The organism is Streptomyces montanus (assembly GCF_005786655.1).
GTDB classification, from domain to species: Bacteria; Actinomycetota; Actinomycetes; order Streptomycetales; family Streptomycetaceae; genus Streptomyces; species Streptomyces sporangiiformans.
The window spans coordinates 1-22,089 of the sequence record NZ_VBZC01000102.1 but is presented as its reverse complement, the minus strand read 5'-3'; the positions used below and the strand labels follow the sequence as shown (position 1 = coordinate 22,089).

Annotated in this window: 20 protein-coding genes and 1 pseudogene; 6 read left to right on the top strand and 15 right to left on the bottom strand. The window is 69.7% G+C overall.

Features of this window, described 5'->3' with window-relative positions:
• The 3 genes and pseudogenes from FE633_RS44705 to FE633_RS44695 form a co-directional block, all read left to right on the top strand.
• Positions 1 to 315: pseudogene (locus tag FE633_RS44705) on the top strand (hypothetical protein); the annotation flags it as partial.
• 46 nt (positions 316 to 361) lie between these two features.
• Entirely contained in the window at positions 362 to 1,162 is an 801-nt protein-coding gene (locus FE633_RS44700; protein ID WP_138050899.1) for a DsbA family protein, read from the top strand.
• Between the two features lie 108 nt (positions 1,163 to 1,270).
• Positions 1,271 to 2,932 carry an alkaline phosphatase D family protein gene (locus FE633_RS44695; RefSeq protein WP_138050898.1) on the top strand — a complete coding sequence of 554 codons (1,662 nt, stop codon included), beginning with the start codon at positions 1,271 to 1,273 and terminating at the stop codon, positions 2,930 to 2,932.
• Between the two features lie 13 nt (positions 2,933 to 2,945).
• On the opposite strand, the gene FE633_RS44690 is transcribed toward FE633_RS44695, so the two are convergent.
• On the bottom strand, positions 2,946 to 3,515 hold the full coding sequence (locus tag FE633_RS44690; protein ID WP_138050897.1) for a dienelactone hydrolase family protein: 570 nt from the start codon (positions 3,513 to 3,515) through the stop codon (positions 2,946 to 2,948).
• An 85-nt stretch (positions 3,516 to 3,600) separates the two neighbouring features.
• Between FE633_RS44690 and FE633_RS44685 the strand changes: the two genes are divergently transcribed.
• Entirely contained in the window at positions 3,601 to 4,728 is a 1,128-nt protein-coding gene (locus FE633_RS44685) for a mechanosensitive ion channel family protein (protein WP_138050896.1), read from the top strand.
• A 44-nt stretch (positions 4,729 to 4,772) separates the two neighbouring features.
• Here the strand turns inward: FE633_RS44685 and FE633_RS44680 are convergent, their stop codons facing one another.
• The 5 genes from FE633_RS44680 to FE633_RS44660 all read right to left on the bottom strand — a co-directional run bounded on the left by FE633_RS44680 (position 4,773) and on the right by FE633_RS44660 (position 8,993).
• Positions 4,773 to 5,513 carry an SDR family NAD(P)-dependent oxidoreductase gene (locus FE633_RS44680; RefSeq protein ID WP_138050895.1) on the bottom strand — a complete coding sequence of 247 codons (741 nt, stop codon included), beginning with the start codon at positions 5,511 to 5,513 and terminating at the stop codon, positions 4,773 to 4,775.
• 51 nt (positions 5,514 to 5,564) lie between these two features.
• Positions 5,565 to 6,032 carry a GNAT family N-acetyltransferase gene (locus FE633_RS44675; RefSeq protein WP_138050894.1) on the bottom strand — a complete coding sequence of 156 codons (468 nt, stop codon included), beginning with the start codon at positions 6,030 to 6,032 and terminating at the stop codon, positions 5,565 to 5,567.
• The gene (locus FE633_RS44670; protein ID WP_138050893.1) at positions 6,029 to 6,973 is read right to left on the bottom strand and encodes an RluA family pseudouridine synthase; all 945 of its coding nucleotides are present in this window, start codon (positions 6,971 to 6,973) and stop codon (positions 6,029 to 6,031) included. The genes FE633_RS44675 and FE633_RS44670 overlap by 4 nt, the downstream gene beginning before the upstream one ends.
• Before the next feature lie 37 nt (positions 6,974 to 7,010).
• Positions 7,011 to 7,715, bottom strand: coding sequence for a signal peptidase II (gene lspA / locus FE633_RS44665; protein WP_138050892.1), 705 nt, complete (start codon positions 7,713 to 7,715; stop codon positions 7,011 to 7,013).
• 87 nt (positions 7,716 to 7,802) lie between these two features.
• A complete protein-coding gene (locus FE633_RS44660; RefSeq protein ID WP_425473325.1) occupies positions 7,803 to 8,993 on the bottom strand; it encodes a TraR/DksA family transcriptional regulator in 1,191 nt (396 codons plus the stop codon).
• Here FE633_RS44660 and FE633_RS49945 point away from each other — a divergent pair.
• Positions 8,923 to 9,375, top strand: a complete 453-nt coding sequence (locus FE633_RS49945; protein ID WP_425473326.1) for a hypothetical protein — start codon at positions 8,923 to 8,925, stop codon at positions 9,373 to 9,375. The two genes, FE633_RS44660 and FE633_RS49945, sit on opposite strands and share 71 nt — an antisense overlap.
• An 804-nt stretch (positions 9,376 to 10,179) precedes the next feature.
• On the top strand, positions 10,180 to 13,317 hold the full coding sequence (gene ileS / locus FE633_RS44645; RefSeq protein ID WP_138050889.1) for an isoleucine--tRNA ligase: 3,138 nt from the start codon (positions 10,180 to 10,182) through the stop codon (positions 13,315 to 13,317).
• A gap of 245 nt (positions 13,318 to 13,562) precedes the next feature.
• Here ileS and FE633_RS44640 read toward each other — a convergent pair whose 3' ends face one another.
• The 9 genes from FE633_RS44640 to ftsW all read right to left on the bottom strand — a co-directional run.
• Positions 13,563 to 14,720 carry a DivIVA domain-containing protein gene (locus FE633_RS44640; RefSeq protein WP_138050888.1) on the bottom strand — a complete coding sequence of 386 codons (1,158 nt, stop codon included), beginning with the start codon at positions 14,718 to 14,720 and terminating at the stop codon, positions 13,563 to 13,565.
• A 55-nt stretch (positions 14,721 to 14,775) separates the two neighbouring features.
• Complete coding sequence (locus FE633_RS44635; RefSeq protein ID WP_030596379.1) at positions 14,776 to 15,060, bottom strand: YggT family protein; 285 nt, start codon at positions 15,058 to 15,060, stop codon at positions 14,776 to 14,778.
• A gap of 50 nt (positions 15,061 to 15,110) precedes the next feature.
• A complete protein-coding gene (locus FE633_RS44630; RefSeq protein ID WP_119105020.1) occupies positions 15,111 to 15,752 on the bottom strand; it encodes a cell division protein SepF in 642 nt (213 codons plus the stop codon).
• A gap of 130 nt (positions 15,753 to 15,882) precedes the next feature.
• Positions 15,883 to 16,602, bottom strand: coding sequence for a YggS family pyridoxal phosphate-dependent enzyme (locus FE633_RS44625; protein WP_138050887.1), 720 nt, complete (start codon positions 16,600 to 16,602; stop codon positions 15,883 to 15,885).
• A gap of 6 nt (positions 16,603 to 16,608) precedes the next feature.
• A complete protein-coding gene (gene pgeF / locus FE633_RS44620) occupies positions 16,609 to 17,337 on the bottom strand; it encodes a peptidoglycan editing factor PgeF (RefSeq protein WP_138050886.1) in 729 nt (242 codons plus the stop codon).
• Positions 17,334 to 18,530, bottom strand: coding sequence for a cell division protein FtsZ (gene ftsZ / locus FE633_RS44615; RefSeq protein WP_138050885.1), 1,197 nt, complete (start codon positions 18,528 to 18,530; stop codon positions 17,334 to 17,336). Before ftsZ ends, pgeF begins: the two co-directional genes overlap by 4 nt.
• 276 nt (positions 18,531 to 18,806) lie before the next feature.
• Positions 18,807 to 19,652, bottom strand: a complete 846-nt coding sequence (locus FE633_RS44610) for a cell division protein FtsQ/DivIB (RefSeq protein WP_138050884.1) — start codon at positions 19,650 to 19,652, stop codon at positions 18,807 to 18,809.
• A gap of 24 nt (positions 19,653 to 19,676) precedes the next feature.
• Positions 19,677 to 20,765 carry an undecaprenyldiphospho-muramoylpentapeptide beta-N-acetylglucosaminyltransferase gene (murG, locus tag FE633_RS44605; RefSeq protein WP_138050883.1) on the bottom strand — a complete coding sequence of 363 codons (1,089 nt, stop codon included), beginning with the start codon at positions 20,763 to 20,765 and terminating at the stop codon, positions 19,677 to 19,679.
• 6 nt (positions 20,766 to 20,771) lie between these two features.
• The coding region (gene ftsW, locus FE633_RS44600; protein WP_138050882.1) for a putative lipid II flippase FtsW at positions 20,772 to 22,089 on the bottom strand (1,318 nt) is incomplete at its 5' end.

The window sequence follows — 22,089 nt, the reverse complement described above, 5'->3', positions numbered from 1 at the left end:
GGCCACCGGGCCGCCGACCTCCTCGCCCAGGCCGACCCGGCCGCCGCCTGGCTGCTGCTCGGCGCGCACATCGGCGTCGGCCTGCTCGCGGCCGCCTGGCTGCGGCGCGGCGAGCGGGCCCTGGCCCAGCTCCTGGCCGCGGTGGCCGCGTCCACCTTCCGGCCCTTGATGATCGCGGTCGCCACGGTGACCGCACCGCTTCTTCCCGTACGCCGGCTTCCGCGCCCCACGCGCCGGGTGGCCGCGACCCGTAAGCGCCTCTTCGTGCACTCCCTGGGACGGCGTGGACCGCCGTGCTCGGCCGCTTTCGCCTGAGCACGTCAGTCCCCACCCACTCGTCATCACCACGGAGAACACCATCATGAGCAAGAGGAACAGCCAGGCAGCGAAGACCGCGGCACGGGAACGCCTGCGCCAGGAGCGCGAGCGCCAGGCCAAGCGCGCCAAGATCAAGCGGCAGGTCATCGTCGCCTGCTCCGTCGTCGGCGTCCTCGCGATAGCCGGCGGCATCAGCTACGCCGTCGTACAGAACAACCAGCCCACCAAGTGGGAGAAGGCCGCCGACGCGAAGGTGGTGGCCCCGGACAACACCTCGGGCAAGAACGGCACCACCGTGCTGATCGGCGACTCCAAGACCGGCAACACGGTCCACCTCTACGAGGACCCGCGCTGCCCGGCCTGCGCCTCGTTCGAGCAGACCGTCGGCGAGACCGTCAACAAGGGCATGGAGGACGGCAAGTACAAGCTCTCCTTCACCATCGGCACCTTCCTGGACCCCAAGCTCACCGGCGACGGCTCGAAGAACGCGCTGAGCGCGCTCGGCGCCGCGCTGAACGTCAGCCCCGACGCGTTCCTGGAGTACAAGACCGCGCTGTACTCGACGAAGTACCACCCGGAGGAGACGAACGACGACTTCGCCAAGGACAGCTACCTGATCAAGGTGGCCAACACGGTGGACGCGCTGAAGAACAACAAGAAGTTCCAGGACGCCGTCGAGAAGGGCACCTACGACGCCTGGGCGATGAAGATGAGCAAGACCTTCGACACCGCCAAGGGCGTCGACTCCACGCCGACCATCAAGATCAACGACAAGAAGATCGAGAACCCGAGCTCCGTCGCCGCCTGGGAGGCGGCGCTCAAGGACGCGGGCGTCACCAAGTAACGCACGGCGTAAGGGCGGGCGAACTCTTCTGACATCGCCCGCCCTTGGCTCCTCCTGGCTGGTCGAAAGCCTTACCCGGGGCCCTACTGATCCGTAATCTGATCGGCCGTGACCCGTCGCATCAGATCTCACTCAAGCCCCGACTCTCCCACCCCGCGCCGCCGTACGGTCGTCAAGACGGCCGTCGCGACCGCCGCGTTCGCCGCGCCGCTCGCCGCCGCGATACCGGCCCGGGCCGCCGAGGCCCCGGCCTTCCTGCACGGGGTCGCCTCCGGTGACCCGCTGCCCGACGGCATCCTGCTGTGGACCCGCGTGACGCCCACGCCCGAGGCGACACCCGGCTCCGGGCTCGGCCCGGACGTCGAGGTCGGCTGGACGGTGGCCACGGACAAGGCGTTCATGAACATCGTGGCCAAGGGCTCCACCACCGCGACCGCCGCATCCGACCACACCGTCAAGGCGGACATACGCGGTCTGAAGCCCGCCACCGACTACTGGTTCCGGTTCTCCAGCGGCGGCACCGACTCGCCGGCCGCCCGCGCCCGCAGCGCCCCGGCCGCCGACGCGGCCGTGGCCGGAATGCGGTTCGGTGTGGTGTCCTGCGCCAACTGGGAAGCCGGTTACTTCTCCGCGTACCGGCACCTGGCCGCGCGCGGCGACCTGGACGCCTGGCTGCATCTGGGCGACTACCTCTACGAGTACCCGACCGGCGAGTACGCGGCCCGCGGCACCGTCGTACGCCCGCACGCACCCGCCACCGAAATCCTCACGCTCGCCGACTACCGCACGCGGCACGGCCGTTACAAGACGGACCCGGACCTCCAGGCCCTGCACCACGCGGCCCCCGTCATCGCCATCTGGGACGACCACGAGTTCGCCAACGACGCCTGGTCCGGCGGTGCCGAGAACCACACCGAGGGCGCCGAGGGCACCTGGTCGGCCCGCCAGGCCGCCGCGAAGCAGGCCTACTTCGAGTGGATGCCGGTCCGGCCGGCGATCGAGGGCACCACGTACCGCCGGCTGCGCTTCGGGAAGCTGGCCGATCTCTCGCTGCTCGACCTGCGGTCCTTCCGCTCGCAGCAGGTCTCGACCGGCAGCGGCGACGTCGACGACCCGGACCGTACGCTGACCGGCCGGGCCCAACTCGACTGGCTGAAGGCGGGATTGAAGGCGTCGGACACCGCCTGGCGGCTGGTCGGCAACTCGGTCATGATCGCGCCGTTCGCCATCGGCTCGCTCCCCGCCGAACTGCTGGCGCCGCTCGCCGAACTGCTGGGACTGCCGCGGGAGGGCCTCGCCCTCAACACCGACCAGTGGGACGGCTACACCGACGACCGTCGCGAACTGCTCGCGCACCTGCGGAACAACGCCATCCGCAACACGGTCTTCCTCACCGGCGACATCCATATGGCCTGGGCCAACGATGTGCCGCTCAACGCCGGTACGTACCCGCTGTCCGCCTCCGCCGCCACCGAGTTCGTCGTCACATCCGTCACCTCCGACAACCTGGACGACATCGTCAAGGCGCCCGAGGGCACGATCTCGGCCGTGGCCTCTCCGCTCATCCGCGCCGCCAACCGGCACGTCCACTGGGTCGACACCGACCGCCACGGCTACGGCGTCCTGGACCTCACCGCCGACCGCGCGCAGATGGACTACTACGTCCTCTCGGACCGCACGCGCGCCGACGCGACGGCGTCCTGGACCCGTTCGTACCGCACGCGCAGCGGCACTCAGAAGGTCGAGCGGGTGTACGCACCGGTGAACTGAGGCGTCTCAGACTTCAGAGACTGTCGAGGAAGCCGAGCGCCACCCGCCAGGTGGCCTCGGCGGCCTCCTCGTCGTAGTCGGGCAGGCCGGGATCCGTGTAGAGGTGACCGGCGCCCGCGTATCGGTAGACCTCCACGTCGGCGCCCGCCTTGCGCATCTGGAGATACCACGCGCTCAGCCAGTCGTCGGGCTCGAAGGCGTCCGGCTCGGCGACATGCAGCTGGACCGGCAGCTCGTCCACCGACGCGTTCTCGGCGATGTCCGAGGTGCCGTGCAGCAGCAGGAGCCCGCGGGCCTTGTCGTCGCCCAGGGCCAGCGTCTGGGCGGTCGCGGCGCCGAGCGAGAATCCGGCGTAGACGAGACCCCGCTCCGAGTACGGCGCGGCGGCCAGGATCGCGCGCTTGAGCAGCTCGTCCTTGCCCAGCTCGTCCTTGAAGTCCCTGCCCTCCTCGACGCTCTCGAAGACGCGCCCCTCGAAGAGGTCGGGCGTCCACACCTCGTGGCCCGCGTCACGCAGCCGGTCCGCCGCGTCACGCACCGCGGGCCGCAGCCCGTAGGTCGAGTGAAAGAGCATGACGTTCATGAGGGACATGCTGTCACCCGGCACTGACAAGTCCGGACCGAGGTCGCGTGTCCATCATGGGTCCGCGCCCGTTACCGTCGAGGGCATGGAGAACATACTCCGGCCACTGATCGTCGTCGGCGGTTCGCTGGCGCTCATGCTGCTCGTCGGCTGGGCCGTGGACCGCCTGCTGAAACGGGTGGACGCCCGGCACAGCGAGACCCCCCTGTGGGGTCTCCTGCGCCGCGGCCGCGTGCCCTTCCAGCTCGTGCTGTGCTCGGCCGCGCTCAGAGGCTCGTACGACCAGGCCGGGATCCTGGAAAACCACCTGACCGGCATCGGCCAGGCACTGACCCTGGTACTCATCGGCTCGGCCGCGTGGCTGGTGATCCGCATCGCGGTCGCGGTCGTCGAGTCCACGTACGTCCGCTACGCCGCCGCCCACCGCGACCCGGCCCGGGTGCGCCGCGTCCGTACGCAGGTGACGCTGATCCAGCGCGTGGTCGCCGCGGTCATCGGCGTCGTCGCGGTGGCCGCGATGCTGCTCACCTTCCCCACCATGCGGGCGGCCGGCGCCTCGCTGCTCGCCTCGGCCGGCATCCTCGGCATCGTCGCCGGTGTCGCCGCGCAGTCCACGCTCGGCAACCTCTTCGCGGGACTGCAGATCGCCTTCGGCGACATGGTGCGGCTCGGCGACACCGTTGTGGTGGACGGCGAGTGGGGCACGGTCGACGAGATCACCCTGACGTTCCTGACCGTACGCACCTGGGACGAGCGCCGGATCACCATGCCGGTCTCGTACTTCACGTCCAAGCCCTTCGAGAACTGGTCGCGCGGCGGCGCGCAGATGACGGGCACGGTCTTCTTCCACGTCGACCACAGCGCGCCCGTGGAGGAGATGCGCGAGAAGCTTCGGGACATTCTGCGCGAATGCCCCGCCTGGGACGGCCGCGACTACGGCCTGGCCGTGACCGACACGACCCCCTCCACCATGGAGGTACGCGCTCTGGTGACCGCGAAGGACGCCGACGACGTCTGGACCGTACGCGTCACGGTCCGCGAGCAGATGGTCCGCTGGCTGACCGAACGCCATCCGCACGCCCTGCCCCGTGTCAACACGGCCGAGGCGATCCTGCCGCCCGGTTCGTCATCGCCCGGCCCTTCAGCGGACGGGGCGGTGCTGCGTTCGAGCCGGTATCGAGTCCACGAGCCACCCCGGACCGGCCGCGGCTAGGGCCTGTCGCCAAACTGCCGTGGAGTTGGACGACAGGACCCAGGTCAGTGCCCGCGTTCCGCGCCGCCATTGACCTGAACCACCTGGGCGGTGATGTGGCCGGCGGCCGGTGAGGCCAGCCAGTGGAGGGTCTCGGCGACGTCGCCGGGGGTTCCGGCACGCCCGGTCGAGGTCTCGGCGATCAGCCGCTCGCGGCGCGCCTCGTCCATGGCCCCGCCGAAGAACTCCGTGTCCTCGACATAGCCGGGCGCCACGACGTTCACGGTGATGCCGCGCGGCCCGAACTGCCGGGCCAGATCGAAGGCGTACGGGTGGAGCGCGGCCTTGGACGCGGCGTACGCCCCGCTCCCGGAACCCCGGTACGCGGCGATCGAGCTGAGGAACAGGACGCGTCCGCCGGGCGACGCGAGCCGCTCCCGCAGCGCCTCCGTGAGCAAGGCCGCCGTCAGTGTGTTGAGGCGGAAGTTGAGGGTCCAGTTGTACGCGGTGACCACCAGGGGATCGTCACTGCCGACTTTCGGCTCGAGATGCCCGGCGCCACCCGCGCTGTGGACGAGTACGTCGACCGTGCCGAACTCGGCGGCCACGAACCGCTCGACCCCACGCACCCCGTCGACCTGACTGAGATCGGCCGCGTAGGTGAGCGCCCCCGGCACACCGGCCTTCTCCAGCACCTCGGCCCGCCGCCCCAGCAGCAGCACCTGATCCCCGTCCGCCGCGAAGGCCCGGGCCGTCGCGAGCCCGATCCCCGTACCGCCACCGCTGATCACTACGTTGCGTGCCATGGGAGCGATCATACGAAGGCTGAGCCACGGTCGGCCGAAAGCGGCCGAAAGCTAGAGAGAACGCCGCATCGCCCGATGCGGAATCCCGGCTTCGGGGAGCTCCGGCCCGTACGCCGCATACCCCAGCCGCTCGTAGAACCCCAGAGCGTGCGTCTGCGCGTGCAGATCGACCGCCGTCAGCCCACGCGCGCGTGCCGCGTCCTCGACGGCCCGGACGAGTGCGATCCCCACCCCGAGCCCGCGCGCGGACCGCACCACGGCCAGCCTCCCGAGGGACCCGACCGACGGGTCACCGCCGGTCTTGGCGGCCACTGCCTCGCCGTAAAGAAGGCGCCCCGCACCGATCGGCGCCCCGTCCTCGCGGACGGCCAGGACATGCACGGCCTCGGCGTCGTACGCGTCGTACTCCAGGTCCTCGGGAACCTGCTGCTCGACGACGAAGACCTCCTTGCGCACCGCGAAGCAGGCCTCACGGTCGGCGGGGTCCTCGGCCACCCGCACCACGTACGAGGCGCTCATGCGTAGCTTTCCTCCCGCACCCGGTCCAGCGCCTTCTGCAGATCCGCGGGGTAGTCGCTCTCGAACTCGACCCACTGCCCGTCCCCGGGGTGCTCGAAGCCGAGCCGCACGGCGTGCAGCCATTGCCGGCTGAGCCCGAGCCGCTTCGCGAGGGTCGGGTCCGCGCCGTACGTCAGGTCGCCGACGCACGGATGCCGGTGGGCCGCCATGTGGACACGGATCTGATGCGTGCGCCCGGTCTCCAGCTTGACGTCGAGCAACGACGCCGCACGGAACGCCTCGACCAGGTCGTAGTGCGTCACGGAGGGCTTGCCCTCGGCCGTGACCGCCCACTTGTAGTCGTGGTTCGGGTGCCGGCCGATGGGCGCGTCGATGGTGCCGCTGGTCGGGTCCGGGTGGCCCTGGACCAGCGTGTGGTAGCGCTTGTCGACCGTGCGCTCCTTGAACTGGCGCTTCAGCGACGTGTACGCGTACTCCGACTTGGCGACCGCCATCAGTCCCGACGTGCCCACGTCCAAACGGTGCACGATGCCCTGGCGCTCGGCGGCGCCCGAGGTCGAGATCCGGTACCCGGCGGCCGCGAGTCCGCCGATCACCGTGGGGCCGGACCAGCCGGGGCTCGGGTGCGCGGCGACTCCGACGGGCTTGACGATCACCACCACGTCATCGTCGTCGTGCACGATCTCCATGCCCTCGACGGGCTCGGCGACGATCTGCACCGGGGCGGGCGCCTGCGGCATCTCGACCTCCAGCCAGGCGCCGCCACGCACCCGCTCGGACTTGCCGACCAACGTGCCGTCGACCAGCACCTTGCCTGCTGCGGCCAGCTCGGCCGCCTTCGTACGGGAGAAGCCGAACATGCGGGATATGGCGGCGTCGACGCGCTCGCCCTCCAGGCCGTCGGGCACGGGCAGGGTACGGATCTCGGGAATCGGGCTCACCCGTCGAGTATGCCGGACGGGTCGGACAGCCCCGAACCTAGTTCTTGTGGACGGTGCCGTCCGGGTCGAGGCCGCGGAACGACAGCAGCACGATCAGGATGCCTCCGCAGACGATCGCCGAGTCCGCCAGATTGAAGACCGCGAAGCCCTTGGGCGCGATGAAGTCGACGACCGCGCCCTCGAAGACGCCCGGCGAGCGGAAGAGCCGGTCGGTGAGGTTGCCGAGCGCGCCGCCGAGCAGCAGGCCGAGCGCGATCGCCCAGGGCAGGCTGTAGAGCTTGCGCGCCAGCCGGGCGATCACCACGATCACGGACGCGGCGATCACCGTGAAGATCACGGTGAAGGCCTCGCCGAGGCCGAAGGCCGCGCCCGCGTTGCGAATCGCCTCGAACCTCAGCCAGTCCCCGATGATCTCGATCGGCTCGTGGTGCTCCAGCTTCGCGACCACGATCATCTTGCTGACCAGGTCCAGGACGTACGCCAGGGCGGCGACCGTGAACAGCACGGCGATCCTGCGCCGGCCCCTGGGCCGCTCGGCCGGGGCCGCCGTCTCCTCGTCACCGGAGTCGGAGTCGGAGCCGGACGCGGGGCCTGACTCGGAGCCGGGCCGCTCGGCCGGGCTGTGCGCCACGTCGGCGTCGGACCGCTCGCCCGACGCCGCGCTCTGCTCGGTGTTCTCCGGCTCGGTCCCCGCCGCCTCCGGGATATCCGGCGTACCGATGATGCGCTCCGCCTCTGCCACGTGAGTCCCTCAACCTAGGTGCCTGACTGAGGACGAGAGTACGGCACCGCTCCCCGCGCCCACGTGCTCAGGAGCACACCGGGCCGATCAATAGCGCCGCTCCTGCTTCTGCTTGCACTCGACGCACAGGGTGGCGCGCGGGAAGGCCTGCATCCGTGCCTTGCCGATCGGGTTGCCGCAGTTCTCGCAGAGCCCGTACGTGCCCGCGTCCAAGCGCTCGAGGGCGCGCTCCGTCTGTTCCAGCATCTCCCGGGCGTTGGCCGCGAGCGCCATCTCGTGCTCGCGCGTGATGTTCTTGGTGCCCGTGTCCGCCTGGTCGTCGCCGGCTCCGTCCCCGGAGTCACGCATCAGGCCCACCAGGGACTCCTCCGAGTTCGTGATCTCGGCGCGCAGCCGCAGCGCCTCCGAGAGCAGTTCCGAACGTGCCTCCGCGACCTCTTCCGGGGTCCATGGGTCCTCACCGGGGCGTACCGCGAGCTCGCCGGGCTCCGCGATCCGCGCCTTGGGGACCGCGGTGCTCTTGTCCGCTGCCGTGGCCGTGCCAGGAGTCTTCTTCGCAACCACTGTCGTGGCTCCCGTCGTCGTCGCGGCCGCGGCCGCACCCTCGGCCGCGGAAGCGACCGCCTTCTTGGCCGTGCGTGTGCCCTTCTTGACCGCACTCCGGGAGGATCGCTTCGCGGGGGCACTCGCCGTGACGGCACCCTCCGCGCCCTTCGCGCCGCCGCTCTTCGCCCCGGCACGCTTCCTGGCGGCCTTCTTGATCCCGGTCCCCTCAACCGCGGCCTTCGCGGCCTCACCGGCGGAGGTCTCCCCCACCGCGACCTGCTTCACGGCGGTCTTCTTCACAGCGGCTTTCTTCGCCGCGGTCTTCTTCACAGCGGTCTTCTTCGCTGCCGCCTTCTGCACCGCCGCCTTCTCGGCGGGCACCTCCTGAGCGGCCGCCTTCTTCGCCACCGGGGTCTTCTTGGCAGCTGCCTTCTTTGCCACGGCCTTCTTTGCCACGGCTTCCTCTGCCGCTGCCTTCTCGGCGGCCGGCTTCTCGACGGCCGGCTTCTCGACGGCCGGCTTCTCGGCGGCCGGCTTCGAAGCCAGCGGCTTCTTCTTGGTAGCTGGTTCCGGAGCCGTGGCCTTCCTGGTGGCCGGCTTCGTAGCCGCCGTCTTCGTGGCGGCCGGTTCCTTATGGGCCACTTTCCTGGTGGTCGGCTTCGTGGCAGACGGCCGTGTGACGGCCGTGTCCTGGGCGGCCTCGCTCCTGGCGGCGGACTTCCTCCCGCCCACCCTGCTCTTGACCGCTGTCGTACCGCCCGCTTCCGCGGCGGCCGTCTTCACGGCTGCCTTCTTCGTAGCGCCCGTTCTCGCACCGGCCACCTCCGTAGCATCTGCCTTCGCGGCCGCCTTCGTCCTGGCGCCCGCTTTCGTGTCGGCCGCCTTCGCGGCAGCCGGCTTGGCAACCGCCCTCTTCATGGCGCCGGCTTTCGTGGCGCCGGTCTTCGTGACGGCCGTCTGCGAAGCATCGGTCTTCGAAACGCCGGTCTTCGAAGCGGCCGACCTCGTACCCGCCTTCTTCTTGGCGCTCGCCCGCTGCTCGGTCGTCTTCTCGGTCACCGACGGCTTCCCGGCCCTCGTGGGCCTGTCGGCCGCGGTACCAGAACCACCTTGAGCCCTCTTCGCCTTCGCCGCACCCCCGCCGGCCGTCCCCCGAACCGTCTTCACCGGCTTCGCCGTGGTCGCGGCGCTCCGCATGCTCTTCCTGCCGCTCGCATCCTTGGCCGCCGCGGCGCCGCCCGCCGCCCCGGTGGCTTTTCCGGACGCCGGCTGCTGTACGGCGGTCTTCTTCGCCACCATGGCCGCAGCCCCTTCACATATTGTGATCTTGCTCGTGAATCGTGCTGGGACGATAAATCGACTTCCGGCCCGCGGCAACGGGGCACGCTGCCCGATTCACCCGGCCCGCGGGTGCCTCGCGGCGAGCCTGCAAGCGTTGTGCCCAGCTCCCCGCCGGGTAATCCGCCGAGCCGGCTGTCCCGGGATGCGAACACCGGCGCCTCGCCATTCGGGTCAGTGGGTACGTCTCCCCACGCCACCGGGCCAACGCCCCCACGCGCCCACGGGCCCGGAAAACCGGTCGGCCGCTGTCTGTCCGGCGCCGTACACTGGGCGGAGCGAAAAGCGTGGATGGGGACGAGTAGCGGCGTACGCAGCCATGAGCGACCCGGGGACGGTGCGAGCCCGGGGGCGAGCGCGACGTGAAGATCACCCCGGAGCCGTCGGAAGAAAGCCGCAGCCCACTGGCAGCGGTCGGTAGACCCGGCATCGCGACCCCAATGAGGGGGCTCGCCGGAGCACACAGCGCCCCGGAGGGCCAAGGAGGGTGGTACCGCGGGAGCGCGCCGCACACGGCGCAGGTGGCAACACGACTCTCGTCCCTCCGACGGAAGGAAGAAAATCCGCCGGAGGAAGATCGATGACGCAGTACCGCCAGGTGCCCGCCCAGGTCGACCTGCCCGCGCTCGAGCACGCCGTGCTCGACTTCTGGCGCGAGCAGAAGATCTTTGCCAAGAGCCTCGAGCAGTCCGAGGGCCGCCCCGAGTGGGTGTTCTACGAGGGCCCGCCCACGGCCAACGGCATGCCGGGCGCCCACCACATCGAGGCGCGCGTCTTCAAGGACGTCTTCCCGCGCTTCCGCACCATGCGGGGCCACCACGTGGCCCGCAAGGCCGGCTGGGACTGCCACGGTCTTCCGGTGGAGCTGGCGGTGGAGAAGGAGCTGGGCTTCTCCGGCAAGAAGGACATCGAGGCGTACGGCATCGCCGAGTTCAACGCCAAATGCCGCGAGTCCGTGCTCCGCCACACCGACGCCTTCTCCGAGCTGACGACCCGCATGGGCTACTGGGTCGACCTCGACGACGCGTACGTCACGATGGACCCCGAGTACGTCCAGTCCGTCTGGTGGTCGCTCAAGGAGATCTTCAACAAGGGCCTGCTGGTCCAGGACCATCGCGTCGCCCCCTGGTGTCCGCGCTGCGGCACCGGTCTGTCGGACCACGAGCTGGCGCAGGGCTACGAGACGGTCGTCGACCCCTCCGTGTACGTCCGTTTCCCGCTCACCTCCGGTCCGCTCGCGGGCGAGGCCGCGCTCCTGGTCTGGACGACGACCCCCTGGACCCTGGTCTCCAACACGGCCGTCGCCGCGCACCCCGAGGTGACCTACGTGGTCGCGACGAACGGCGAGGAGAAGCTCGTCGTCGCGCAGCCCCTCGTGGAGAAGGCCCTCGGCGAAGGCTGGGAGACCACCGGCCGGACGTTCACCGGCGCCGAGATGGAGCGCTGGACCTACCAACGTCCGTTCGAGCTGGTGGAGTTCCCGGCCGAGGCACACTACGTCGTCAACGCCGAGTACGTCACGACCGAGGACGGTACGGGTCTGGTCCACCAGTCCCCCGCTTTCGGCGAGGACGACCTCAAGGTGTGCCGGGCGTACGGGCTGCCGGTGGTGAACCCGGTCCGCCCGGACGGCACGTTCGAGGAGGACGTCCCCCTCGTGGGCGGCGCCTTCTTCAAGAAGGCGGACGAAAAGCTCGTCGTGGACCTTCAGGACCGCGGCCTGCTCTTCCGGCACATCCCGTACGAGCACAGCTACCCGCACTGCTGGCGCTGCCACACGGCGCTCCTCTACTACGCGCAGCCGTCCTGGTACATCCGCACCACGGCCGTCAAGAACCGCCTGCTGCAGGAAAACGAGAAGACCAACTGGTTCCCGGACTCGGTCAAGCACGGCCGGTACGGGGACTGGCTGAACAACAACATCGACTGGGCCCTGTCCCGCAACCGCTACTGGGGCACCCCGCTGCCGATCTGGCGCTGTGAGGACGACCACCTCACCTGCGTCGGCTCCCTCACCGAGCTCACCGAGCTGACCGGCACCGACCAGTCGGGCCTCGACCCGCACCGCCCGTACATCGACGAGGTCACCTTCGGGTGCCCGCACGCCGGCTGCGGCAAGACGGCCACTCGCGTGCCGGAGGTCATCGACGCCTGGTACGACTCCGGTTCCATGCCGTTCGCGCAGTGGGGCTACCCGTACAAGAACAAGGAGCTGTTCGAGGCCCGCTACCCGGCGCAGTTCATCTGCGAGGCCATCGACCAGACCCGCGGCTGGTTCTACACGCTGATGGCGGTCGGCACGCTGGTCTTCGACAAGTCGTCGTACGAGAACGTCGTCTGCCTGGGCCACATCCTCGCCGAGGACGGCCGCAAGATGTCCAAGCACCTGGGCAACATCCTGCAGCCGATCCCGCTCATGGAGCAGCACGGCGCCGACGCGGTCCGTTGGTTCATGGCGGCCGGCGGCTCCCCCTGGGCGGCCCGCCGCGTCGGCCACGGCACGATCCAGGAGGTCGTCCGCAAGACGCTCCTGACGTACTGGAACACGGTCGCCTTCCAGGCGCTGTACGCCCGCACGTCGGGCTGGGCCCCATCGGAGGCCGACCCGGCTCCGGCCCAGCGCCCTGTTCTCGACCGCTGGCTCCTTTCCGAGCTCCACGCGCTCACGGACCAGGTGACGCAGTCCCTGGAGGCGTACGACACCCAGGGCGCCGGCAAGCTGCTGTCGGCGTTCGTCGACGACCTGTCCAACTGGTACGTACGCCGCTCCCGTCGCCGCTTCTGGCAGGGCGACAAGGCGGCGCTGCGCACCCTCCACGAGGTCGTCGAGACGGTCACCAAGCTGATGGCCCCGCTGACCCCGTTCATCACCGAGCGGGTCTGGCAGGACCTGGTGGTGCCGGTGACCGCGGGCGCCCCCGAGTCCGTACACCTGTCGTCCTGGCCGGAGGCGGATCTGTCCGTCATCGACCCGGAGCTGTCGCGGCAGATGGTGCTCGTACGCCGTCTCGTGGAGCTGGGCCGTGCCACGCGCGCGGAGTCGGGCGTGAAGACGCGCCAGCCGCTGTCCCGCGCGCTGGTCGCGGCGACCGGCTTCGAGGCGCTCGACCGCGAACTCCACGCGCAGATCACGGAGGAGCTGAACGTCTCCTCGCTGGCGTCCCTGAGCGAGGTCGGCGGCTCGCTGGTCGACACGACCGCCAAGGCCAACTTCCGCGCGCTGGGCAAGCGGTTCGGCAAGGGTGTCCAGGCGGTCGCCAAGGCCATCGCGGAAGCCGATGCCGCGGCTCTGTCCCTGGCCCTGCGCGAGGGCACGGCCTCGGTCGAGGTCGACGGCGAGACGGTGACGCTCGCCCCGGACGAGGTCATCATCACGGAGACCCCGCGCGAGGGCTGGTCCGTCGCCTCGGACTCCGGCGCCACGGTGGCCCTCGACCTGGAGATCACCGAGGAACTGCGCCAGGCGGGCCTCGCCCGTGACGCGATCCGCCTGATCCAGGAGGCCCGCAAGAACAGCGGCCTCGACGTGGCCGACCGCATCGCCCTGCGCTGGACCTCCACGGACCCCAAGGTCGTCGCGGCCCTCACCGAGCACTCCGGCCTCATCGCCGAGGAGGTCCTCGCGACGGACTTCGCCCAGGGCGAGGCCGACGACACGTACGGCGCCCCGTTCACGGACGAGCCGCTGTCGCTGACGTTCCGCCTCCGCAAGGTCTAGGTCCGCGGAGCCGAGAGGGCCGGGCCCGCCGAAGAAATTCGGTGGGCCTGGCCCTTCGGCGTTGCGTACCCGCGCACAGACGCACGTACCGGCGCGACCACATCGAACACATACAGCAGCCACATACGGAAAAAGTTGCGATACAAGGCAAAAACGGTGACCGCACACAGCAGAAGGGCGGGGCCCCCGGAATTCGGGGGCCCCGCCCTTGAACGCTGCCGACGCCTAAGGCGTATAAGAGGCCGTCAGTTGTCGTCCTCGTCGATGAGGAACCCACGCATCGGCGAGGGAGCCTGCTGCATCGGCGACGGACCCTGCGGCCGCACCGGCGCCATCGGCTGGGTCATGGCCGGCGACATCTGCTGCTGACCGCCGTAGGACGGGCCGGCGGGGGCCGGGCCACCTCCCATGGACTGGTTGCCGCCGTAGGACGGCGCGCTGGCACCGGCCGGAGCCATGGAAGGCGACGGCGACGAGGGCAGCGAGGCGGCCGCCGGCGTACGCGGCGGAGCGAGCGAGTCGTCGGCCTGGGTCTCCAGCTGGCGCAGCTGGGACTCGAGGTACGACTTCAGACGCGTCCGGTACTCCCGCTCGAAGCCGCGCAGGTCCTCGACCTTGCGCTCCAGCGTGGCGCGAGCGGACTCCAGGGAGCCCATCGCGACGCGGTGCTTCTCCTGGGCGTCCCGCTCCAGGGCGTCGGCCTTGGCACGGGCGTCACGCTCCAGACCCTCGGCACGGCTGCGCGCCTCGCCGACGATCTTGTTGGCCTCGGAACGGGCCTCGGCGATCGCCTGGTCGGCGGTCTGCTGGGCGAGCGAGAGGACACGGGCGGCGCTGTCGCCACCAGGGCCCTGACCGGGCTGACCCATCTGCGGGCCGTGCCCGCCCATGGGGCCACCCATGGGACCGCCCATCGGGCCACCCATCTGCTGCGGCATCTGCCCCTGCATCTGGCCGGGTCCCTGACCCATGGGTCCCTGACCCATCTGGCCGGGACCACCCTGCGGACCGCCCTGCCCGCTGGGGCCCGCGGGCAGCTGCGGTGCACCGCTCGGCAGCGCGGGCGGACCCCCCATGGGGCCACCCATCTGCTGCTGCGGCGGGCCCGATATGCCGGCGGGTACGGGACCGCCCGGACCGCCACGCATGCCCTGCGGCGGCCCCTGCTGTTGCTGCTGGTCCTGCTGCTCGGGCGGTTTACGCATGCCCTGCTGCTGGCTCTGCGCGGCGGCACGAGTGGCCGCGGCGAGCTTGGCGCGCAGGTCCTCGTTCTCGCGGAGCAGGCGGGTCAGTTCGGCTTCGACCTCATCGAGGAAGGCATCGACCTCGTCCTCGTCATAGCCTTCTCGGAGGCGGACGGTCGTGAACTGCTTGTTCCGCACGTCCTCGGGGGTCAACGGCATCTCTTCACCTCAACGTAGTCGTCGGCATCGTCGGCGTTCGGCAAGACCGTATCGTTCACAGCCGGCTCACAACGGAGATCAGGATGTAGACGATGATCATCAGTACGAAGAAGGACAGGTCGAGCGCCACGCCCCCGAGACGCAACGGCGGGATGAACCGCCGCAGGAGCTTGAGCGGTGGATCGGTGACAGTGTAGGTGGCCTCAAGAACGACCACCATCGCCTTGCCGGGTTGCCATGAGCGGGCGAACTGGAAGACGTAGTCCATGACCAGCCGGAAGATCAGCACGATGAGGAAACACATCAGCGCGATGTAGATGACATCCAAAACCACGCTCATGATCCGTGCTTCCCTCTCCCCTGTTTCCGCGCTTGGTTCGGTCCTGCGTCTCAGCTCTGGTTGAAGAACCCGCCCTCTGCGATGCGGGCCTTGTCCTCCGCCGTGACATCGACGTTAGCAGGCGACAACAGGAACACCTTCTGCGTCACCCGCTCGATGCTGCCGTGAAGACCAAACACCAAACCGGCTGCAAAGTCGACAAGTCGCTTCGCATCTGTGTCATCCATCTCAGTCAAATTCATGATCACCGGGGTGCCTTCACGGAAGTGTTCCCCGATGGTACGGGCCTCGTTGTAGGTCCGAGGGTGCAGTGTGGTGATCCGGTACGGCTCTCGTTCCGACACGACCTTGGGCATGATCACCGGTGCGTTCTTCTCCAGGCTTTGACGTTCTTGTGTGATGGACGCCACGGGGGCGATTCGCGCCGGACGCCCGGATTCCGCAGATAGCGAAGCGGAATGCGGCACGGGATCACGCTGAACGGGGGGCTGCACCACTCGTACCGATTCGTCCCGTTGGGACTGATGCGACTGGTGTGATTGGTGCGGCGGCTCGAGGCGCCGCCGGTCCCGCTCGGGCTCCGGATCAAGTTCGGGCTCGAAGTCGTCGTCGGGGTCGAACCCCCTGCCGTCATACCCATCGTCCTCCACGAGGCCGAGGTAGACCGCCATCTTGCGCATCGCGCCGGCCATGCTCTGAGTCCTCCGCTCTGTGGTGGATCGGCTGACTATTGCCAAGTGCCCGCGATCCACGAGGTCGTATGCCCGCTTATCGGCGGTAATGACCATATTTTCTCTGCTGTGGTCCGACTTCTTGGCGACGTTACCCGAGCCTGGGGCGTACTCCGAGTACCGCAGTGCCGACGCGCACATGTGTCGCTCCGGCGGCCACAGCCTCTTCGAGGTCCGCACTCATCCCTGCCGAGACCATGTTCGCAGCCGGATGAGCCCTGCGCAGGTCAGTCGACAAATCCATCAGCCGCTGGAACGCCGCTTGTTCACGTCCCGCGTACGGTCCGGTGAGCGGCGCGACGGTCATCAGTCCGTCGAGCCGCAGTCCTGGTGCTTTCGCGACAAGCTCGCCCAATTCTTCGATTCCGCCCGGCCCCACGCCACCCCGCGCCCCCCTGCCGCTCTCGTCGGCGTCGAGCGCGACCTGAAGGAGGCAGCCCACCTCACGCTCGGCACGCACGGCCTCCCTCGACAGCGCGGTGACGAGCCGGCCGCGGTCGACGGACTGCACGATGTCCGCGTAACCGACCACGGAACGCACCTTGTTGGTCTGCAGTTGCCCGACGAAATGCCAGGTGAGCGGCAGGTCCGCGGATGCGGCGGCCTTGGGTGCCGCGTCCTGGTCCCGGTTCTCGGCGACATGGCGCACCCCGAGTTCCGACAGGATGCGCACATCGCTCGCGGGGTACGTCTTGGTGACCACGATCAGGGTCACCTCTTCGCGCGCCCGCCCCGCTGCCGCACAGGCCGCCGCGATGCGCTCTTCGACTTTCGCCAGGTTTTCGGCGATCTGCGCCTTACGGTCCGTCATGCCCCATCAGTCCAGCCAGACATAGCCCGCGAGCCGACCGGTGGTGCGATCGCGGCGGTACGAGAAGTGGTCGCCCGATTCCAGCGTGCACACCGGCGACTGCTCCCGGTCGCGCACCCCGAACCGTTCGAGCTGCGCATGCACTCCGGCGGTCACATCGACCGCCGGAGTGCCCCAGCTGGTTTCGGCGTACGCCGCCGGCTCGGATGCGGCGACCTCGGCGCGCATCGCGTCCGGTACTTCGTAGCAGCGGCCGCAGACGGCGGGACCGGTGCGGGCGACGATCCGGTCCGGCCGCGCACCGAGTTCGGTCATCGCCGCGACGGTGGCGGGTACGATCCCGGCGACCATGCCGGGCCGACCCGCGTGAGCCGCGGCCGCGACGCCGGCGACGGGGTCGGCGAGCAGGACCGGTGTGCAGTCGGCGGTGAGCACGGCGAGAGCGAGGCCGCGGCGTGCGGTGACCACGGCGTCGACCCGCGGTATCGGCCGATCCCCCCACGGCTCCTCGACCACGGCGACATCGGACCCGTGCACCTGGTTCATCCACACGACCAGGGCCGGGTCGAGACCGAGCGACTTGGCGGCCAGTTCACGATTGGTGCGTACGGCCTCGGCGGCGTCGCCGACCGCTCCGCCGAGGTTGAGCTCCTCGTACGGAACGGCGCTCACCCCGCCCCACCGGTCGGTGAAGGCGAAGTGCGCGCCGCTCGCGGTGTCGCGCTGTCCTATCACTTGAGGAAGTCCGGCACGTCCAGCTCTTCGGCAGCACTGTCGGAGTAGCTCCGGGACGGCGGGACCGGCGGGGAGACCGGGGGGAGTTCGTTGCTCATGGACTCCGAGGCCGCCTCCTGCTCCTCCTTCGGCGTGACACTGCCGAGAGAGCCGAAGGACGGGCGGCTGTCGTTGGGCCGTGCCGGCGTGGCGTCCTCACGCTTGGCGGAGGACGAGCCGAGAACGTTGTCCCGCTTGGACGGAGGCTGTCCGCCGTCGAAACCGGCCGCGATGACGGTGACCCGGACCTCGTCTCCGAGCGCGTCGTCGATGACCGCGCCGAAGATGATGTTGGCCTCGGGGTGCGCGGCCTCGCTCACCAGCTGCGCGGCTTCGTTGATCTCGAACAGGCCGAGGTCGGAGCCGCCGGAGATGGAGAGCAGTACGCCACGGGCGCCGTCGATGGACGCCTCCAGGAGCGGCGAGGAGATCGCCATCTCGGCGGCGGCCACCGCGCGGTCGTCGCCGCGGGCCGAGCCGATGCCCATGAGGGCCGAACCGGCCTCGGACATCACGGACTTGACGTCGGCGAAGTCGAGGTTGATCAGGCCGGGCGTGGTGATGAGGTCGGTGATGCCCTGGACGCCGGAGAGCAGGACCTGGTCCGCCGACTTGAAGGCGTCCAGGACCGAGACCTGGCGGTCCGAGATGGACAGCAGCCGGTCGTTCGGGATGACGATGAGGGTGTCGACCTCTTCGCGGAGCTCGGCGATGCCGTCCTCCGCCTGGTTGGCGCGGCGCCGCCCCTCGAAGGTGAACGGGCGCGTGACCACGCCGATGGTGAGGGCCCCCAGAGACCGGGCGATGTTGGCCACGACGGGCGCGCCGCCGGTGCCGGTGCCGCCACCTTCACCGGCTGTCACGAAGACCATGTCGGCCCCCTTGAGGACCTCCTCGATCTCCTCGCGGTGGTCCTCGGCGGCCTTGCGGCCGACGGCCGGGTTGGCTCCGGCGCCGAGTCCGCGGGTGAGTTCGCGGCCGACGTCCAGCTTGACGTCGGCGTCGCTCATCAACAGAGCTTGCGCATCGGTGTTGATGGCGATGAACTCGACGCCCTTGAGACCGACCTCGATCATCCGGTTGATGGCATTGACACCACCGCCGCCGACACCGATGACTTTGATGACTGCGAGGTAGTTCTGCGGTGCTGCCACGTCGAAGGCCTCTCGCCTCGAGTTACGTGTCGCCGCCTCGCGTGGGAGCGATCCGACGACTGATGCCGAATTGGGACGGTCCGAACGCCGACCCGAACCCTAACCCTGAAGTTTAGGGTTACCAGTGTGTCTGTTCCTTGGACTCTTCCGAACAGGACACTAAGTCGACAAGTGGCGCCCGTTCAACGAACACGCCGAACCTCCCGTTTTTCTTTTCACCCTATGTGATCAGCCATAGCGCTGCCCAACCAGGGTGCTGGCCTGCGCGGATGTGCGTCAACTCCCTGATGACGCAGGGGCGGTGGGAACGCTGACGTCGAAGTACCGCGCCTCGGGAGCGGCTTTCATGAGAGCGGTCAGCGCTCTGGCCTTCGCGCGCCCCTCCTCACCGCTACCCCAAGCGACGGTCCGGTTCCCCCTCAACTCCAGTGAGATGGAGTCGTACGAACGGACCTTGACCATCCGGGTGTCGCGGGCGACGGCGGCCGGGAGAGAACCGGCGACGCGCACGGCCTCGCGCACCAACCGGTCGATCCCGAAGCGACGCAGGCTCGCGGACTGCGAGGAGGTCCGGGACGAAGGCCGGGCCGCGGACAGAGGCGCCGGCAATTCCAGTGCGGGCACGCCCTTCGGAGCGCGCGAAACCGTCGCATATCGCACCCCCTTGGCGTCCACTTCGACGAAATTAGCCCGTTTTTCAGTGTTTTCGATAATCACAACCGGAGTGCGCTCAGCCACTTTCAGCCCGATTCCGTGTGGCCAGGAACGGACGACATCAACCGAGTCAATTCGGGGCAATTTCCGACGGAGTCGTGCCTCAATCGCATCGGTGTCGACGGAAATCATCGGCGATCCCACGGGCACGTCGGCCGCTTCGAGCACCTGCTGGGCCGTCAGGACCCGCATTCCCGAGGCCGATACTCGCTCCACGCGCAGCCATTGCGAGCCGTAGAGCACCCAGACGCCGCCCGTGCCGAGCAGGGCGACGCAGACGAGCAGGATGATGAGCGTACGAGGCCGGGGCAGCCTCTCGCGGGGCAGTCTCCTGAGGCGGGGCGGCCGGGGCGGGCCGGACCCCACTCGCTCGCGCTCGCCGCGTTCGGCGGTCGTCGGTCCGGCCACGCTCCCCTGCCTTCTGCCGCGCGTCTAACGGCGCGACGCGATCGCCTCGTACACCATCCCGACGAGCAGTTCGTCGGCGTCCCGGCGGCCGAACTCGGAGGCGGCGCGGGACATCTCGTACAGCCGGTGCGGATCGGCGAGCACGGGCAGGACGTTGGCCTGCACCCACTGGGGGGTCAGCTCCGCGTCGTCGACCAGCAGCCCGCCGCCGGCCTTGACCACCGGCTGGGCGTTCAGCCGCTGTTCGCCGTTGCCGATCGGCAGCGGGACGTAGGCGGCGGGGAGCCCGACGGCGGAGAGTTCGGCGACGGTCATCGCGCCCGCGCGGCAGAGCATCATGTCGGCCGCCGCGTACGCGAGGTCCATCCGGTCCACGTACGGTACCGGGATGTACGGGGGCATCCCCGGCATCTGCTGGACGTGCGGCAGTTCGTTCTTCGGGCCGACCACGTGCAGGACCTGGATACCGGCCTGCTGGAGGTACGGGGCGACCTGGTGGACCACCTCGTTGAGACGGCGGGCGCCCTGCGAGCCGCCGGAGACCAACAGGGTCGGCAGGGCGGGGTCGAGCCCGAACGCGGCGCGGGCCTCGGGGCGTACGGCGGCCCGGTCGAGCGTGGCGATGGAGCGGCGCAGCGGGATGCCGATGTAGCGGGCACCGCGGAGCTTGCTGTCCGGGGTCGACACGGCGACCTGGGCGGCGTACCGCGAACCGATCTTGTTGGCCAGGCCGGGCCGGGCGTTGGCCTCGTGGACGACGATCGGGACGCCGAGGCGCTTGGCCGCGAGGTAGCCCGGCAGGGCGACATAGCCGCCGAAGCCGACGACCGCGTCGGCCTTGGTGCGCTCCAGGATCTGCTCGGCCGCCTTGATCGTGCCGCGCAGCCGCCCGGGGACGGTGATCAGCTCGGGGGTGGGTTTGCGTGGCAGCGGGACTGCGGGGATCAGCGCGAGTTCATAGCCCCGCTCGGGCACGAGTCGGGTCTCGAGTCCGCGCTCCGTGCCCAGGGCCGTGATGCCCGCGGCCGGGTCCTGCCTGCGCAGGGCGTCCGCGAGGGCGAGCGCGGGCTCGATGTGGCCGGCGGTCCCCCCACCGGCAAGTACGACATGCACCGAAATTCACCGCTCTCCGGACGAGCGCGCCGCCGAGGCACGCCGTCTCATCGTGTTCCAGCTGCGAGGTCTCCGACTGGTTCCGGAGCTGCCTCCAGCCCGCTTTCTACCAAAGCGTGGTTGCCGCATCGCAAGCGCCGCCCGCGCAGCGGGGTCCTCACGCGCGAAAGCGATCAGGAGCCCGATGGCGAACATGGTCGGCAGCAGGGCGGAACCCCCGTAGGAGAACAGCGGGAGCGGGACTCCGGCGATCGGCAGCAGGCCGAGCACCGCACCGATGTTGATCACGGCCTGGGCCGTGATCCAGGTGGTCACACCTCCCGCGGCGTACCTCACGAAGGGGTCCTCCGTGCGTCCGGCCACGCGGATACCCGCATAGCCTAGAGCCGCGAAGAGGGCGAGCACCGACAGCGTCCCCGCGAGGCCCAGTTCCTCACCGGTGACGGCGAAGATGAAGTCGGTGTGCGCTTCCGGCAGTTGCCCCCATTTCTCCACACTCGCACCGAGGCCCGAACCGAAGAGTCCGCCGGAGGCGAGGGCGTAGATGCCGTGCACGGCCTGCCAGCAGGTGTCGTTCGGCCCGGGTTCGGTGGCGCCGAGGCAGGAGAGCCGGGCCATGCGGTTCGGGCTGGTCTTGATGAGAATCACGCCGATCGTCGCGGCGACCGCCAGGACGCCCGCGAAGAGCCGCGTCGGCGCTCCGGCCAGCCACAGCAGCCCGAACAGGATCGCGGTGAGGATGATCGCCGTGCCCATGTCGCCGCCGAGCATGATCAGCCCGAGCAGCATGAAGGCCACCGGGACGAGCGGCACCAGCATGTGCTTCCACTGGATCAACAGCCGCTTGTCCTGTTTGCGGGCGAGCAGATCGGCGCCCCACAGCACGAGCGCGAGCTTGCCGAACTCGCTGGGCTGGAGCTGGAACGGGCCTCCGACCGAGATCCAGTTCTGGTTGCCGTTCACCGCGAGCCCTATCCCCGGTACCTGCACCAGGATCATCAGGAAGACGGCACTGAGGAGTATCGGATAGGCCAGCGCCCGGTGCAGTTTGGTCGGCATCCGCGAGGCGAGCAGCAGCAGTCCGGTGCCCAGCACGGCCGCCACGAACTGCTTCCGGAAGAAGTACGACCCGGGCAGTGACAGCTGCAGCGCTGTGATCTGGGAGGCCGAGTACACCATCACGATCCCGAGAATGGTGATCAGCAGACTGCTGCCGAAGATCAGATAGTACGCGGTCAGCGGCCGGTCCCAGGCCCGGCGTGCGCGGACGTAGAGGCGGCGTACGGCGCTGTCACGCGAGGGACCGGAGGGGCGGGCGGGACGG

Excerpts from the sequence above, each read along its gene's own strand:
- FE633_RS44685 (WP_138050896.1), top strand. The coding sequence starts at position 3,601 with ATGGAGAACATACTCCGGCCACTGATCGTCGTCGGCGGTTCGCTGGCG.
- FE633_RS44640 (WP_138050888.1), bottom strand. The coding sequence starts at position 14,720 with ATGCCGTTGACCCCCGAGGACGTGCGGAACAAGCAGTTCACGACCGTC.
- FE633_RS44635 (WP_030596379.1), bottom strand. The coding sequence starts at position 15,060 with ATGAGCGTGGTTTTGGATGTCATCTACATCGCGCTGATGTGTTTCCTC.
- FE633_RS44630 (WP_119105020.1), bottom strand. The coding sequence starts at position 15,752 with ATGGCCGGCGCGATGCGCAAGATGGCGGTCTACCTCGGCCTCGTGGAG.
- FE633_RS44625 (WP_138050887.1), bottom strand. The coding sequence starts at position 16,602 with ATGACGGACCGTAAGGCGCAGATCGCCGAAAACCTGGCGAAAGTCGAA.
- FE633_RS44690 (WP_138050897.1), bottom strand. The coding sequence starts at position 3,515 with ATGAACGTCATGCTCTTTCACTCGACCTACGGGCTGCGGCCCGCGGTG.
- FE633_RS44680 (WP_138050895.1), bottom strand. The coding sequence starts at position 5,513 with ATGGCACGCAACGTAGTGATCAGCGGTGGCGGTACGGGGATCGGGCTC.
- FE633_RS44675 (WP_138050894.1), bottom strand. The coding sequence starts at position 6,032 with ATGAGCGCCTCGTACGTGGTGCGGGTGGCCGAGGACCCCGCCGACCGT.
- FE633_RS44700 (WP_138050899.1), top strand. The coding sequence starts at position 362 with ATGAGCAAGAGGAACAGCCAGGCAGCGAAGACCGCGGCACGGGAACGC.
- ileS (WP_138050889.1), top strand. The coding sequence starts at position 10,180 with ATGACGCAGTACCGCCAGGTGCCCGCCCAGGTCGACCTGCCCGCGCTC.